The 15,864-nt window shown below is 34.2% G+C and carries 12 protein-coding genes; 3 read left to right on the plus strand and 9 right to left on the minus strand.

What is annotated here, in order from left to right:
- Positions 1 to 20: 20 nt before the first annotated feature.
- Together AC5LWL_RS19200 and AC5LWL_RS19205 are read right to left on the minus strand one after the other, a co-directional pair.
- A complete protein-coding gene (locus AC5LWL_RS19200; protein WP_493435811.1) occupies positions 21 to 971 on the minus strand; it encodes an LCP family protein in 951 nt (316 codons plus the stop codon).
- Positions 972 to 1,249: 278 nt separating this feature from the next.
- The gene (locus tag AC5LWL_RS19205; protein ID WP_493435812.1) at positions 1,250 to 3,238 is read right to left on the minus strand and encodes a S9 family peptidase; all 1,989 of its coding nucleotides are present in this window, start codon (positions 3,236 to 3,238) and stop codon (positions 1,250 to 1,252) included.
- A 281-nt stretch (positions 3,239 to 3,519) separates the two neighbouring features.
- On the opposite strand from AC5LWL_RS19205, the gene AC5LWL_RS19210 reads away from it, so the two are divergent.
- The gene (locus AC5LWL_RS19210) at positions 3,520 to 3,906 is read left to right on the plus strand and encodes a YhjD family protein (RefSeq protein ID WP_493435813.1); all 387 of its coding nucleotides are present in this window, start codon (positions 3,520 to 3,522) and stop codon (positions 3,904 to 3,906) included.
- Here AC5LWL_RS19210 and AC5LWL_RS19215 read toward each other — a convergent pair.
- Positions 3,903 to 4,466: a competence protein ComK gene (locus AC5LWL_RS19215; RefSeq protein ID WP_493435814.1), complete on the minus strand. Its 564-nt coding sequence runs from the start codon at positions 4,464 to 4,466 to the stop codon at positions 3,903 to 3,905. The genes AC5LWL_RS19210 and AC5LWL_RS19215 overlap by 4 nt on opposite strands.
- A gap of 184 nt (positions 4,467 to 4,650) precedes the next feature.
- Between AC5LWL_RS19215 and AC5LWL_RS19220 the strand changes: the two genes are divergently transcribed.
- Entirely contained in the window at positions 4,651 to 4,887 is a 237-nt protein-coding gene (locus AC5LWL_RS19220; protein WP_493435815.1) for an IDEAL domain-containing protein, read from the plus strand.
- 1,208 nt (positions 4,888 to 6,095) lie between these two features.
- Here AC5LWL_RS19220 and AC5LWL_RS19225 read toward each other — a convergent pair.
- The 6 genes from AC5LWL_RS19225 to hemE all read right to left on the minus strand — a co-directional run bounded on the left by AC5LWL_RS19225 (position 6,096) and on the right by hemE (position 14,472).
- The gene (locus AC5LWL_RS19225) at positions 6,096 to 7,373 is read right to left on the minus strand and encodes a M48 family metallopeptidase (RefSeq protein WP_493435816.1); all 1,278 of its coding nucleotides are present in this window, start codon (positions 7,371 to 7,373) and stop codon (positions 6,096 to 6,098) included.
- A 195-nt stretch (positions 7,374 to 7,568) separates the two neighbouring features.
- Complete coding sequence (gene lplA / locus AC5LWL_RS19230) at positions 7,569 to 8,558, minus strand: lipoate--protein ligase (RefSeq protein ID WP_493435817.1); 990 nt, start codon at positions 8,556 to 8,558, stop codon at positions 7,569 to 7,571.
- 457 nt (positions 8,559 to 9,015) lie between these two features.
- A complete protein-coding gene (locus AC5LWL_RS19235) occupies positions 9,016 to 11,223 on the minus strand; it encodes a YhgE/Pip family protein (protein WP_493435818.1) in 2,208 nt (735 codons plus the stop codon).
- Between the two features lie 69 nt (positions 11,224 to 11,292).
- Positions 11,293 to 11,865 (minus strand): TetR/AcrR family transcriptional regulator, encoded by a 573-nt coding sequence (locus AC5LWL_RS19240; protein ID WP_493435819.1) that lies wholly within the window; start codon positions 11,863 to 11,865, stop codon positions 11,293 to 11,295.
- A 572-nt stretch (positions 11,866 to 12,437) separates the two neighbouring features.
- On the minus strand, positions 12,438 to 13,388 hold the full coding sequence (gene hemH, locus AC5LWL_RS19245) for a ferrochelatase (RefSeq protein ID WP_493435820.1): 951 nt from the start codon (positions 13,386 to 13,388) through the stop codon (positions 12,438 to 12,440).
- A 28-nt stretch (positions 13,389 to 13,416) separates the two neighbouring features.
- Positions 13,417 to 14,472: a uroporphyrinogen decarboxylase gene (hemE, locus tag AC5LWL_RS19250; protein ID WP_493435821.1), complete on the minus strand. Its 1,056-nt coding sequence runs from the start codon at positions 14,470 to 14,472 to the stop codon at positions 13,417 to 13,419.
- A gap of 855 nt (positions 14,473 to 15,327) precedes the next feature.
- Between hemE and AC5LWL_RS19255 the strand changes: the two genes are divergently transcribed.
- Positions 15,328 to 15,843 carry a hypothetical protein gene (locus AC5LWL_RS19255; RefSeq protein WP_493435822.1) on the plus strand — a complete coding sequence of 172 codons (516 nt, stop codon included), beginning with the start codon at positions 15,328 to 15,330 and terminating at the stop codon, positions 15,841 to 15,843.
- Positions 15,844 to 15,864 lie beyond the last annotated feature (21 nt).

A 15,864-nucleotide genomic window follows, 5' to 3' on the forward strand; every position in this document is an offset into this window, starting at 1 on the left:
TTGAATAAATGTCTACTAATTTACTTGGCTAAAAATTCTTCTATTGCCTGCCTATTTTGCTCTAAATCTACACTTAATACTGCTGCTCCACCTACTGTTGCATTTTGGAATGTTCCATCCACCGGTATTCTTAATGATTCAACATCTGCATCCTTTTTTGTTACGAGCTTGTTCCCTATTGATATTAACTTGCCTGTGCTCATATCTGTATTGATAAATGGCATCATAACACCAACCAACTTTGGGAATTTAGCAACAGTTTGTACACCCGATACTTGCGATGCTAGTGCCTTTAATGTTTTCTGCTGTCTTTCTACCCTTCCGAAATCAGATATAGCATCATGACGAAAACGAACATATCCAAGCAGCTGCTTTCCATTCAGCTTCTGCAAACCAGGCTCTAATGTAACACCAATATTTTTAGACATTTTCTTTTCTACATCCATATCTACACCTTCTGGAAATGCCTCATTAATTAGTTCTTCAAAACCTTTAAAGTTAACAATTGCATAATACTGCAAATCAATATTAAAGTTTTCTTTAATCGTTTTTCTTAACAATTCAGGACCTTCTTTTTCAATACTGAATGCGGAATTAATGCGGCCTTTTCCATGTCCAGGAATATCCACATACATATCTCTCATTAAAGAAATAATCTTATATGTACCCTTTTCTGGATGATATTGTGCAATCATAATCGTATCTGTTCGTGAATGTTGATCTCCTTCTCGAGCATCACTGCCTAATAAGAGGATATTCGTTCCTCCATTTTTGTCCTTTTCCCCATTAAATTCATAATTAACCTTTTGACCCGCTCCATTTTTCATCGATTGTTTAACACCTTGTTTATATTGAACAATGCTATACGTTGTTATCGTAATGATAAATAATACAAGTAAAAAACCAAAAAATCTCCCTTTTCTCAGCCTTCTTCTTTTTCGATTGCTCTTCTTATATTGAGTTCTCTCCATACCTAGTTTTTCCCTTCTCTTCTATAATTAATTAAACTTATGTTAATAAAAGGTTTGTGATAAGAGTTATACCTGTATATTAGTACAATTCTTTCCTTCCCTTCCTATAATTACACTAATTTTTTTTGAACACACACTACAACTTGGAAATTGCTTAAATTTTGTTATTTCTTTCTATTATCATATCAGAAAATACCGTTTTTCAACATTTTTTCATTATGCACAAAAAAAACACCCCAATTGCTTGAGTTTACGCTTAGCAATTGGGATATTTCTTTTTATCCTAAGTATTCTTTAAACCAATTATTAATATAATTCAATCGCTCTATTCGCAAGTTTGGTTTTCCACTTCTTGACAACTCATGGTTAGACTCCGGGAAGCGAATAAATTTAGTTGTTTTCTTTTGTCTCTTTAATGCAATATATAGCTGTTCAGCCTGTTCGATTGGACAGCGAAAATCTTTTTCTCCGTGTAAAATTAGTAATGGTGTTTCTATTTTGTTAACATAAGCAAGCGGTGAATGCTTCCACAATGTTTCTATATCATTTAGATCAGCTTTTATTTGCCATTCAGAAAAATAATAACCAATATCACTAACCCCATAAAAACTAATCCAGTTTGAAATAGAACGTTGTGTGACAGCTGCTTTAAAGCGATTCGTATGTCCAATAATCCAATTCGTCATAAAGCCGCCATAACTTCCGCCTGTCACGCCTAAACGAGTCTCATCCATAAAATCATAGTTTGCTAATACATAATCTACTGCATCCATAACATCTTCATAATCTTTACCGCCATAATCTCCTCTAACAGCATCAACAAACTGCTGCCCGTATCCATGACTACCTCTAGGATTTATATATAATACAGCAAACCCATTAGCAGTTAATGTTTGAAATTCATGAAAATAGGAATTTGCATACATTGCATGAGGGCCGCCATGAATTTCAAGAATGAGAGGATAACGCTCCCCTTCTTTAAAATCAACGGGCTTCATTAACCATCCATTTAATTCCCATCCATCTCTTGCCTGAAATTGAATGGATTCTGCATCTGCAAATCTATACGCTTCTAAGAATCTCTTATTTACATTTGTTAATTGTGTAAGATCACCAGTCTCCAAGCTTAATAGAAATAAGTCGCCTGGATAAGCAGGTTTACTGATAGCCACAACTGCTTGCTTTAAGCTTCCGCCTGTTGATAGCCCATATACATGTTGATTATCAATTAATGATGGATAAATCGCTCCAGATATATTTCCAAAATAAACGATTGTATTTCCATGGTCACTAGCTAAAAAAGTAAAACTCTCATTATCAGCTCCCCATAACATGCCTGGAGTAACACTGCCTTGTTGAAAATCTCCAATTGCATAATCGCCGACATTTACATCCCAGTCTGCTGTTAAGCATTGTAAGTGATCTATTTCTAAATCATACACCCATAACTTAGACAATGTTGCATTTTCATACTCTCTTTCGCTTCCAATCAACCCTATCTTCAAACTATTCGGCGACCACGTTACATCACCAAAATAGCCCGTGCTATTCGTAATTTTATGCCATTCCTTTGTTTCCACTTCATATAAAAAGACATCAGATACAAAACTAAAATCCTTGTCTTCATTTAGATTTGCAGAAACTGCTAAGTACTTTCCATTTGGGGACCAGCTTTGTAAGATGTAATCATTTTCTCCAGAAGTAATTTCCTTTACTTCTTCTGACTCGATATTTAATACAGCTATATGCTGATAGCTTCCATCCCAAAAACCAGCTCCATCTGATTTGTATTTCATCTTGTCTATTTCTAAAGGAACTAATTTCTTTTCTGTTTCTTTCTTATTTTCTTTCTCTTGAATGCTCTCTTGTTTTCTGATTGTTGTTTGGAAAGCAATCTCTTTACCATCTGGTGACCAAACAGGATTTGTGGCCCCATTCTTAACAAAGGTAAGTTGTTTCGCTTCTCCACCATTGCGGTTTAGCAAATAGATTTGATTTTTTCCTGTTCGATTGGAAACAAAAGCAGCCTCCTTACCATCTGGCGACCATTTTGGTGAATAATTTTTATTTTCTCCAAATGTCCACTGAACAGCTTCTTCTTCTCTTTCTAAATTTTTATAATATAGATTCGAATAGTATTTATCACTCTCTTCTGAAATAGATGTCACAACAAATAGACATCCCTTTCCGTCAATAGCTAGTTGCGGATCAACAACTGATTTTAGATGATATAAGCTTTCTGCAACAATCTTCTTTTTTTCACTCATCTCATTCTTCCTTCCATATGTATGTAACTTATTATTTCGACAACTGAAATAATTTCCCTCCGTATCCCTGTATATTTTTTTATTAATTTGAGTTTATTAATAGTGCGTGTTTAAAAATAACACTATTTATTGTTTTAAAAAAGCATATACAGTTTCTTACCGAGTATCCATTCGCTTTATACGAGTGAGAGCTACTAACCTACTTGAAAAAGAATAAGAAATCATCTATCATAAAAAAAGAACATTTGTTCTACACCGCTCAAAAGGAGTTGATTTATACTGTGACCAGAATCCCTGAAAAAGACAGACATATCATGGAACAGGCAATTTATTTTCCTATGCTGTTAACCATACTTAATCGTGATCTTCTTCTTATAAAAAAAAATACCTTTAAATTAGAAAAGCCATACATCGAACTTATTACTATCACTATGAAGACAATCCATTTGGAGTTAAAGGAAACGAAAGTATATATGAAAAATCATAATATGAAAATACAAGAGACAACACGGGATGATGCTTTTACGGTGTTTTTATTTCTATATAAGGGATATGAGGAATATCATAATTATTTTAATCCCCGCCTCCGAAATAAAGTACAAGAATTATTACAATTTTATCTGTATAAACGCTGTAAGGAGGATGCCAACCTCAAACTTATCACTTAATATTCTTCCTCATCCTTTTTCTTTTTACGGGAATGCCTATTATTATCTTTATCACTGTATAGATTGAAAGACTCTCGGATTTTATCATGGTTATGAGTAAGGACATTTTGCAGAGAATTTGCTCTCAGTATTTGATTATTAAGGGAGTGCATGGAAATATCCACTGTTATTTGTTGATAATTTTTGAAGGTAATAAGTGTTTTTAATGGTTCCACTTCTCTATTTTCCAAAATATTATGTAAGGAAACCCAAACACAGGATGGACTTGATGGAGAATGTGTAGGAAAAAAATAAATGGTATTTTTAGAATCAATTGAAACAGGCAATTTATAATTATAGTTCATAAGAAAACGAGTAGCTTTTCTTTTTCCATCATAGGAACATCCTAAAAATATGCAACTCCATTCAATAATTTTAGTAGGGCATTCCCTGCAGATGAATATATTAGGACCTTCATATATTTTTGAATAAACTTTTCCTTCGTTTGTGATAAAAGGCATAATTGCACTTGTGTGCAAATTAATTTCATAGATATCCAATATTTCTTTAACATTTTCCAAATTATATCCACTCCTTTTTTAATATGCACACATAATAGCACTATAATCCTACTAATTGTTTGAATATTCTATTTTTTCTAAAATTATTCATACTTTATAATTATTTTCTGAATTTTTTAAAAAAATAATTGATATTTATCTAATTCTTCCATATAATATTAAAAAGGTATCAGGGGTGAATAGTATGAATGAAAAGTCGTACACTGAGTTAACCAAGTTAAATGCAATGAACAAAAGTAAAGAGAAAGAAACTTATGTGATGGACCTCTACATTGATATGCTGCTTTCTGAAATACAATTAAACACGGAAAAAGCAAGTTTAATGATCCTCATTGATCAAGCCATTGACGAACACAATAAAGAGTTATTTTTAGAACTAAGTTTAAAGTTCAATAAATTATGTAAGCGCTTCGGTAATTAAACAAAAAAAGAGTGAAGCCGGGACATAAGTATTCCAGCCGAAGATAAACCCGAACACTGATACGAAGTTGTAAAAAATTTCGTATCAGTGTTTGGGTTTTTTATTTATGTAAATTGTGATAATCACCCGCAGCCTGCATACACTTCGCTTTCAGGTTTTAGAAAATAACCTTTAAAAACGAAGTGGAACAACATAGTTTTTAATACTTAACTACTAAAACTTCGCAGTTATAACTTCGTCTTCATGTATTGCTATTACTTGGTTTAGAGCAATGAGAAAAGGATGATTGATTAATCTTGCAAACATTATACCTTATAAATAGGGGCATGATTCTCGTTTCAGGATGCTCGCTTTCCGTGGGGCGTGCGATGAGCCTCCTCGGCGCAAGCGCCTGCTTAGGTCTCATCTAACCCGCTAATCCCACAGGAGTCTCGCACCTTACACTCCAATCAAGCAGTTTTTGATCCATTAGTTGCTGTCGTTGAACTAGTGAAAACGTCCACCTTATAGAATAGACTAAAAACGGCATATTTTGGTAGAACAACGTTGAATAATAACATAAAAAAACAACGCTACTATGGTTTAGCAATCATATCTTGTAATGAAATTCGAAGACAAGAACTTATTCTAAAACAGGTTGCTTGTAACGGAGGGTGCGAAGACTCCTGCGGGAAATGTGGGAAGGCTAAAGACCCCGCAAGGCAACGCCGAGGAGGCTCAGAGCTCCCACCCCGCGGAAAGCGAAGCAACCCGTAGTGAAAAGCAACCCCATAAGAAATGCGCAAGCGCCTTGTTTAGCCCCGAAGAAAAATGTTCTCCAGACTCAAAAAGTGTTTTTTTACTTTTAGAGGCTGGAGGCAATACTCACTGGGGCTAGGCGCTGACCGGCTAAATACGCCACGTCCTTATGTCTTGGCCGGCACTTGTACATCCTGTACGGCGAAGCTAGACAGCCTTCACATTTCAAAAAATAGATACTTTCTCACCTTTTAAAAAACAAGCCTCCCATTTTATAGTTCTAAACCGAGTAATATCAAGACTTTCAAACGAATTTGAAGGTGCGAAGTTTGAGTTAACTAGATGAAAAACATAAATAACCAGTATAGGGAAGTAACCATTTACGTGCTAAATTAGAGAATGTCCGTCTTTACCTATTATCTATTTAGTTATGTCCCAGCCTCATTCTTTTTTATCGTGCTAATTAAATACTATTTTTTTCTATTTTTTTGTAGAATACTCGCTTCTTCTAAAGCAGTAATTCTTTCTAGCATCGTTGGATGGTTATAACGAAATACTTTTACCAAAAATGGTGGATTTACCTCGCTTAGTCCAGACTTTGTTAATTTTTGAAAAGTAGTTATACCAGCATCCGCATCATTTGTTAGAGTAATAGCATATTGATCTGCTCTTTTTTCCTCATATCTAGATATTGTATTTGTAACTGGGCTGACTAAAAAGAATAGTAAAGAAATCAATGCAAGCATTAATGGTAAGGAACGAATTTCTTCCACCTTCCCTATTCTTAATGCTTTTCCCCATTTTGCTACAATAATATGCATTGCTTTATAAATTATATATAAACCGATAAAAGATAAACATAAGGAAAGTGCAATGCCTATATAAATATGTTTTTCTACATAATGGGCCATTTCATGTGCCATCACAAATAAAATTTCCTTATCTTTTAATTTCGTTAATGTTGTATCCCAAAGAACTATTCTAGAATTGCTGCCTATACCTGTTACATAAGCATTTAATGCATTTGTTTTATCAGACATATTCACTTGAAAAACATGTTCAGCTGGAATATTGGACTGTCTTGCCAACTCTAATATTTTCGTTTCCAGCTCCTGATTTTGCAATGGGGTAAAGTCATTATATAATGGATCAATTATTACAGGCTGAATAAAGGTAATAAATAAAGTAAATGGCACAGAAAGCAACCAAGTGTATAACCACCATCGCTTTTTGCTTTTATTCATCAGCCAATAAACTACTAACACAATGATAAATAAAAAACCGAAATTAACCCAAAAATCAATTAACTCATCCTTCATCCAAGAAGTAAAGCTTTGTGTAGATATGTTATATGTTTTAGCTAATGAATAGCTAATATAGCTTAATGGATAGGTTGCAATATATGCTGTTAAGTTCAACCAAAATAAATAAATTGCCTTTTGCAAAAATGTATATTTGGCAGAAGCTTCTCCCCATTTCTGAAAAGATGCAGACAAACCAAACAATAAAATAAAAATATAAAGAACCCATTCAAAAGGAGTTGATATAAAAAATAAAAAGTTTCGTATTTTGGAATAATCCTCACTAAGCATAAGCTCTCTGCTATTTAAAAAAGTCGTTGGATCTGCTGCAGATCCCTGGTATTCAAACGGCAGCCCGGTGTGAGAATGGTAAAACAGATACCAATAAAAAAATAAACCGTACACTACATAAAAGAATACGGTATAAAAACCAATTTTCCTAGCCATTTTCTCCCTCCTAACCTTGTACCATCTACTACTAATAATTAGTCCAAAATCTGCTGTTTAGAACTAGAAATTATGAAAATAGAAAATAAACGCCAAACAAAAAAGATATGCTTTCCGAGAATAATCCACTACAACAATGTGTTGCCGGTGGAAAATACTTATGAAAGAATATCTTATAAGGGTAAGTCTATTTGCTTAATAAATCAGATGTAAAAAATCGTCTTTCGTTACATTACCAAAATAATACTTAATAGGTGTTTCTTCCAGCGCCTTTTCTAATTCTTCCCGATCATAACGAACACCGACTAATCTGTTTTCTATATCTGCAATGTCCCCTACACCAAAGAAATCGCCGTAAATTTTACAGTTTTTTATGACTCCTTTCGTTACTTCAAAGCGCACGTCAATTTGCCCAACAGGAAAGCGATGGGAATGCTGTAGATTAAATTTAGGGGATTTTCCATAATTCCAATCCCAGTTTTGGTATCTTTTTTTGGAAAGTTCGTGAATATTTTTCCAATCTTCTTCCGTTAATACATATTCTTGAATTTTGTCTTCTCCTTCAAAAAGGTGAGTCAATATTAACTTGCGAAACTCTTCAATCGTAATTTTTTTAGTTAAAAATTCTGTAATATTAGCAACTCTACTTCTTATTGATTTAATACCTTTTGATTCAATCTTGTCTTTTTTTACCCTTAGTGCAGAAACAATATGTTCCATCTCGGAATCAAAAAGCAAGGTCCCATGGCTGAACATTCGACCTCTTGTGGAAAACTGTGCATTTCCAGAGATCTTTCTGCCTTCTGCTAGCAAATCATTTCGACCGCTTAGCTCTGCATTTACGCCCATGTTTTGTAATGCTTTGACAACAGGTTCAGTAAATTTTCTGAAATTATGAAAGCTGTCTCCATCGTCTTTTGTGATAAAACTAAAATTCAAATTTCCTAAATCATGATAAACTGCTCCACCGCCGGAAAGTCTTCTTACTACATGGATTCCATTTGCATCTACATAGTCTGTATTTATTTCTTCGATGGTATTTTGATTTTTCCCGATAATAATGGAAGGTTTATTTATATAAAATAAAAGATATGTTTCATTTATATCTAAATTTTTCAAAGCATACTCTTCTATAGCTAAATTAATTCTTGGATCAGTGATACCTTTATTATCAATAAATAGCATGTTAACACCCCTCATATTTCCTATTCTAGTCTCTTTATTTTAATAGTAACATAACTCTTCTAATAGGAATATTTCTGTCTTTCTTTACTATATTTAATTTTACTATTTGCTTCACTTTTTTTACACTAGTTTTATTCTATTGGAAATAATAGTATGTTTTCTTGTAACTCCCTGAAACAAGTATTCCTTACACTCTCAATGAGTTCGCAGCCGGAAATACCGGAAATACTCTTCGCTTTCCATGGGGCGGGCGCCGAGTCTGTCCCGCTCATCCCATAGGAGCCTTCGTGTATTCAGGCTGCTCCCTGCTTCAACATATCAACACGCTCATTCATACTCGCCTATCTTCATTCTTCATGATGTGAATTTTTGTTTGCAAGAGTGTCTACCCTGAAAAGTGATGCTCTTAAAAAGGCCAAACTTCCTTATTTGAAAGTTTGGCCTTTTGGCTATTCTTTTAGTCCATAACTGGCTCTTTGTATTTTCGTTTAAAGGTGATAATAAAATATATCATTGTTCCTGTAATAAATAGTATCGGATATATTGCTAGAATAGTAGCGTTATGCCACATATAGGAGAAGTCTCCGCTTGAAATGACCGCTTTTAATCCTGCAACTGAATATGACATTGGCAATAATGCATGCACATGCTGCAAGAAATTCGGAATTAATTCTAATGGGAATGTACCAGCACTTGTTGTCAATTGAAAAATCAGTAACAGAACAACAAGAAAACGACCTGGATTCCCTAATAAAGTTACAAAAAATTGAATGATCGAGAAAAAGACCATACTAATAATAATAGTAAATAAGATAAACAATGGCACACTTTGCACATCTATTCCTAATACTTCCAGCAAAATAAAGGAAGCAACAAGGGCTTGTAGAATACCAACAGCCACCAATATAACCGTTTTACTTAAAAACCATCTAATCCCATTTTTAGGGGTTCCCTCTGGTTCGTTAAAGGAGAACACAATCGACAACATCAACGCCCCAACAAATAATCCTAAAGAGATGAAATATGGTGCCAATCCTGTACCATAGTTCGGTACTTCCGTCAGTTTTTCTGAACTTACTTTCACAGGCTCTGCCATCATATTATATGTTTTGTCATCAGAATGAATCGAACTTGCATCGTTGGCTCCATCTGATAGTTTGCTAGAAAGCTCTTTACTGCCATCTAACAAAGAATTTGTACCTTGTGACAGTTCTTTTGAACCATTTTTCAACTTGCTCGCTCCACTTGTTAATGCGTTAGAACCAGATTCCAATGTATTCATTCCAGTTAACAGCGACTGCATACCACCCACAAGCGTAGTAGAACCTTCCGCAGCTTTTGAAAACTCAGTTCCGTATTTCTCCATGCCTGCAACGAACTGTTTCTGTCCTTCTACTTGTTGTAGTGACCCATCTTTCAGCTTTGTGCTTCCATCAGCCAATTGATTAACACCACTTTGTAGTTTTTCATGCCCTTGATTCAGTTCATTTAATCCAGAAGATAAGCTTTCACCGCCTGCTGCTAACTGATTTGCTCCTTGCGCAAGTGCCTCTGTATTAGTTGAAATAGACTGACTTCCATCAACAAGCCCTTGAAGAGCTGCCAATAATTCATTTTGTTTATCCTCAGGCAATCCTTGCAATAGCGGCATCATTGAATTAATCGTTTCCTGAAGCTGCTTTGTACCAGCATTTAATTGCTTAGCACCTTCTGCCAGCTCCATTGATTTACCGCTCCAATTATTTAAATTAGCTGATAAAGAATCAGAGCCTTGTTTCAATTTATTTGTTCCATCAATTAATGAAGGGATACTGCCTTGTACTGTGTTTATCCCCTCACTGGTTTGAGCGATGCCGTTCAGAATCGCTTGATCACCAGCTTGTAATTTAGTAGCAGCATTAGACAGATCCTTTTGACCATTCTGTAGCTGTCCTAATCCCCCGGCTAACCCCTCCGCTCCATTTAAGAGTTTTTTTGCACCAGAATTTGCAGAAGAGACTCCTTCGTTAAACTCAATTGACTTTTCAGCAAGAGTAGCCAAGTTATTATACACATCTTTCGAACCTGTATTAACTTTAGAGGTTCCTTTTTCTAAATCTTTCGCTCCATTACTTGCATTTTTCAATCCGTCAGCCATCTCACCAATATTATCAAAAACGGACTTAGCATATGTTTCTGTTATCTCTTTACTTACCCCTTCTTTAATTCTTTCGATGGCTGAATTTCCAATTTGCGAGGAAATAAAGTTATAACCAGGATTGGAAACATAAATTAAATCTAATTTTTTCGGATCATTATCAAGAAGTGTTGTTGCATTTTCAGAAAAATCCTTTGGAATTTCAATAAGCATATAGTATTTTTGATTTTTTAAATTTTTATAGCCTTCTTTTTTATTTACAAATGTAAAAGCAAACTCATCACTGTCTTTTAAATTTTCAACTAAATCTTTCCCTAATTCCAGCTTTTTACTATCCATTTTTGCTCCACTATCTTCATTAACTACAGCGACAGGAAGCTTTTCTAAGTGACCGTATGGATCCCAAAATGCCCATAAATAAACACCTGAATATAAAATAGGAATAAAAATAATCGCAATAATAGAAATAAGCTTCATTTTATTTTTAAAAATTGAGGATAGTTCTGCTTTTAATAAACTTTGTTTCATATTAGTCCACCCCATCATATTGACCGTAATATTCAATTAGTCATTTTCATTCTTAAAAAGAGGATTATCTTATATGGACAATCCTTTAAATAATGTATTTTCAAAAAAAACTGCTATTTCTTTTGCTTGAAGAGGAGAATGATTCCTTTCCCAATCAAAGATTAATGCCAGATATAATTTAAAAATTAAAAATGCTATTAACTCCGTATCACAATCCTGTATTTCTCCCTTATCAATAGCTTCCTGAACACGAATCTTAATATAATTAATAACAGCATTTTCCAGTCTATCAATTACTTCTTTTACTTCTAATGTCCCCATTTCCTTTTGTTCTTGAAAAAGCTTTATTGTCAACTGATGTTGTCTACGGAACTCAAGCATTTTCATTAATGTTTGATGAACATTTTCCATAAAACGATTTTCCGGATTAAAGGACTCATCTGCTGCCTCTTTCATTTCTTGAATAAGTCCAGTAATGATTTCCGCAAATAGCTCTTCCTTATTCTTAAAAAAAGTATAAATAGTCCCCTTCCCTACATTAGCAATTTTAGCCACTTGATCCATTGTTGTTGCTTTATAGCCAAACATCGTAAAAGATTTAGCTGCTGCATCAATAATTTGTTTTTTACGATCGACTGCCAAATAAATCACCTCATGAAATAGAAAAAATAAATAATCTGCTGCTTCGTTTCTATTATAAATTTCTCATCTTATTAAAAATGACCAAAAATCACTTTCGGTCATTTAGTACGTTTATGAATATAACATAACCATTTCCCCCATGCAAGAATAAATACTACATAAGAAACAAATTTGCTTTTATTCTCCTTAAAAGATTTACTTAAAAATCGTTTCTTTCCAGGCAAGTTCATTTCAAGAATAAAACAAATCCTTTTTGTCTTTGAAACGACTTTCTCTGACCTCATGCAAAAAGCCCAAAGATTTTCCTAACAAAATCATTTGGGCTTTATCTATTTTCTGCACATACGTCCGAAAATACTTGTTAATTTGCATAAACTTTTAGTGCGTGTTCAAAAAGGAGGATAAAAAGGACCAAGAAGTTCAAGGCGGCTTCACTTTGAGCATCGCCCTTTCACAGGATGTGATGACTTCCACGTTGCTCACAGGACGTAAGCGTTTTTAGTGGAAGATCCTCTAGTTGAGACGTGAGAAGCAGAAAAGTGAAGCCAACGAAGAAATTCGACGTGTCATTTTTACCGGACTTTTTGAACAACCTCTTTTAATTTGTTTAATACAACTGTTGATAATGCCTCAATAAATTCCGGCTGCGCATTTGGCATGGACGGTCTATAATAATTAGCACCCACCGCTTTAGCTGCAATCGCACATTCATAATCATTATCATAAAGTACCTCTAAATGGTCAGATACAAATCCAGCTGGAACATAAACAAATGCTTTATATCCATGCTTTTTATGCAAAGACTTTGTTAAGTCTTGAACATCTGGTCCGAGCCATGGATCTGGAGTATTTCCAGCACTTTGCCATCCGATATAATAAGCAGAGATATTTGCTTCTTTTGCAATAAGATCTGCGGTTTCTTTTAATTGCTTTGGATATGGATCACCAGATTGTAGAATTTTTTCTGGCAAACTATGTGCAGATACAATTAAAGCAGCATTTTCTTTGTCCTCTTTTGGCATATTTTCATACACTTCTTTTACCTTTTCTGACCAATAATGAATAAATTTCGGTTCTTTATACCAGCTTTCAATACTATGTATAGTAAGACCGCCCAATTTATCTGCCATTTCCTTCGCACGACCATTATAAGATTTAATGCTAAATGTTGAGAAATGAGGAGCAAGAACAATGCTTACCGCCTCAGTGATACCATCTTTATGCATACTAGTAATAGCATCTTCTACAAATGGTTCAATATGCTTTAACCCTAAATACATTTTAAATTCGATTTCATCTTGAAGTGAATTCAAATGAGATTCTAAGCTTTTTGCCTGTTCTAGCGTAATTTTTGCCAAAGGGGAAATTCCGCCAATTGCTTCATAACGGCTTTTTAAATCTTCCAGCATTTCATCAGTAGGTCTTCTACCGTGACGAATATGTGTATAATATCTTTCAATATCTTCCTCCTTATAAGGAGTGCCATATGCCATTACTAAAAGTCCAACTTGTTTTTTGCTCATTTTTATCACTCTTTCAGTAGTAGTCAGTTTATCCTTTATTTCTTATCGCTTCTGCTGAATATTCATGTACAAAATTTGTTAATTTCTTTAAAACAGCAGGATTTACATCAGGGAAAACACCATGTCCTAAATTGAAAATAAATCCGTTTGGGTTATTAATTCCTTGATCAATTATGCCCTTTGCTCTTTCTTCAATTACATTCCAAGGAGCTAATAAAACAGCAGGATCAAGATTTCCTTGCACTGCCTTCGATATTCCCTTTTCCCTTGCCTCATTAATAGATAAACGCCAATCTAACCCAACAACGTCTAAAGGAAGGTTGTTCCACTCTAATGCTAAATGACTAGCACCAACTCCATGCATGATTAAAGGAACTTGCTCTTCTTTTAGTGAGGAGAAAATTTTTGTCATAATTGGTTTAATAAAAATGCGGTAATCTTCCACATTTAATGCACCAACCCATGAGTCAAAAATTTGAATAGCATTTGCTCCGGCTTTAATTTGTGCCTTTGCATAGACAATAACCATATCCCCTAATTTTTCCATAAGGGCAAACCATGCTTTCGGATCTGCATACATAAATGCTTTTGTTTTATGATAATTTTTCGAAGGTCCGCCCTCAATCATATAGCTGGCAAGTGTAAAAGGAGCTCCAGAAAAGCCGATCAATGGAACCGTAAGCTGTTCTGTTGTTAATAATTTAATGGTATCCAGAACATAAGCAATATCTTGTTCCGGCTGAAGTATGCCCAATTTTTCAACATCTTGAAAGGATGTGATTGGATTCGCAATAACCGGACCGATTCCTGATTTTATTTCTACATCAACTCCTATTGCAGGCAATGGAGTCATAATATCTTTATATAGAACCGCAGCATCCACATTATATTGATCAACAGGAAGTTTTGTAACATAAGCACAGAGTTCTGGCTGATGGGTAATTTCAAATAGAGAATATTTTTCCTTAATTGCTCGATATTCTGGCTGTGATCGTCCAGCTTGACGCATATACCAAACAGGAACAAACTCGGTTTCTTCTCCCTTTGCTGCTCTTAAAAAAGTAGTTTGCGTTGGTTTATTCATACTTACTATGTCCACCTTTCAGATGCTTATAAGAATATTTTAATAGATAAAAAAATAAAAAAAATCATTATTAAATTATAATATTTATAAATAAAATTGCAAATAAAAAAGAATGTCTTAACATTGAGACACCCATATGTAAAAATTTCTATGTATTATCATTTTATATTATTTGATAAAAAAGAGAACGTTTTCTATTATCTCCATTTTGTTTAGCTAATATGAATATATATGTTAACTATATCTCTTTTCTACTATAGTTGTATAGATAACTATCTGTTTTGTCACAAAATAGACGAATTTAATTGTTTAGAATGGAATAAAAGAAGGGAAAAACTTGATTTATGGATAGAAAAAACTTTTTTCTATACAATTACTTATAACAAGAAAAGCGCAAGCGCCTTGAACAGCTCTGAAGAAAAATGTTCACATGACTCAAAAAGTGTTTTTTACTTTTAGAGACATGGGGTTATTTTTCACAAGAGCTAGGCGCTGGAGCTAGACATTTGAAAAGCGCAAGCGCCTTGAACAGCTCTGAAGAAAAATGTTCACATGACTCAAAAAGTGTTTTTTACTTTTAGAGACATGGGGTTATTTTTCACAAGAGCTAGGCGCTGGAGCTAGACATTTGAAAAGCGCAAGCGCCTTGAACAGCTCTGAAGAAATATTCACATGACTCCAAAAGTGTTTTTTACTTTTAGAGGCATGGGGCAATACTTACTAGATGTAAGCTATGGCCAGCTAATTACGCTACGTCCTATACGTCGAAGCCTGGATGTGAACACAATCACCAAGTTATCCATCCACCCATTTTGTTTATAAATTTTGGATGATAAGAAAAAAGGGGGCATACTTATGCAAGTTTTTATTGCAAATGGAACATATGATTTTTTAGAAAATAAATATAAAAAGTACTTCTCTACAGAAAGCATGGTTCTTATGCAAAGCACCAATCAGGATCAAGCAACATTAATTCATGAATCTACCGGTCAAAGCTTCTTCCAGACACCACGAAAATTCGATATATTATACTCATTTGGACGATTAGAAAATAAAGGATATATTGTGATCAATCATTTTTCCTTAGAAGATTTATCAAAACCTATTTTTGAGCATAAAACATTACAACAATTAGAAAAAGGCAGTATACCTTGTGCTGCTGTTCGTTTGCTGCGTGCTGTAAAAGGAGATACCTATTTGGTTTTGTCTTTATGGAAAGATTCCGTTTCCTTTAAAGAATGGGAAAAGTCTGCATCTGCTCAAACATTCCCGGTTAGCGCTTCAATTCCTGATATTTGGAAAGTCAAAGAAAATAATCTATATTACAGTAAATCTTATGTAACCTATCATATTATCCCGGAGAAAAATTAGATTCCCTAAAGTGATTGTTAT

It is taken from the genome of Niallia sp. WK069_GA_01 (assembly GCF_983173855.1).

Bases quoted from the DNA above. Each gene is read 5' to 3' on its own strand.
- AC5LWL_RS19220 (WP_493435815.1), top strand. From the start codon at position 4,651: ATGAATGAAAAGTCGTACACTGAGTTAACCAAGTTAAATGCAATGAAC.
- AC5LWL_RS19200 (WP_493435811.1), bottom strand. From the start codon at position 971: ATGGAGAGAACTCAATATAAGAAGAGCAATCGAAAAAGAAGAAGGCTG.
- AC5LWL_RS19205 (WP_493435812.1), bottom strand. From the start codon at position 3,238: ATGAGTGAAAAAAAGAAGATTGTTGCAGAAAGCTTATATCATCTAAAA.
- lplA (WP_493435817.1), bottom strand. From the start codon at position 8,558: ATGCTATTTATTGATAATAAAGGTATCACTGATCCAAGAATTAATTTA.
- hemE (WP_493435821.1), bottom strand. From the start codon at position 14,472: ATGAATAAACCAACGCAAACTACTTTTTTAAGAGCAGCAAAGGGAGAA.
- AC5LWL_RS19225 (WP_493435816.1), bottom strand. From the start codon at position 7,373: ATGGCTAGGAAAATTGGTTTTTATACCGTATTCTTTTATGTAGTGTAC.
- hemH (WP_493435820.1), bottom strand. From the start codon at position 13,388: ATGAGCAAAAAACAAGTTGGACTTTTAGTAATGGCATATGGCACTCCT.
- AC5LWL_RS19255 (WP_493435822.1), top strand. From the start codon at position 15,328: ATGCAAGTTTTTATTGCAAATGGAACATATGATTTTTTAGAAAATAAA.
- AC5LWL_RS19235 (WP_493435818.1), bottom strand. From the start codon at position 11,223: ATGAAACAAAGTTTATTAAAAGCAGAACTATCCTCAATTTTTAAAAAT.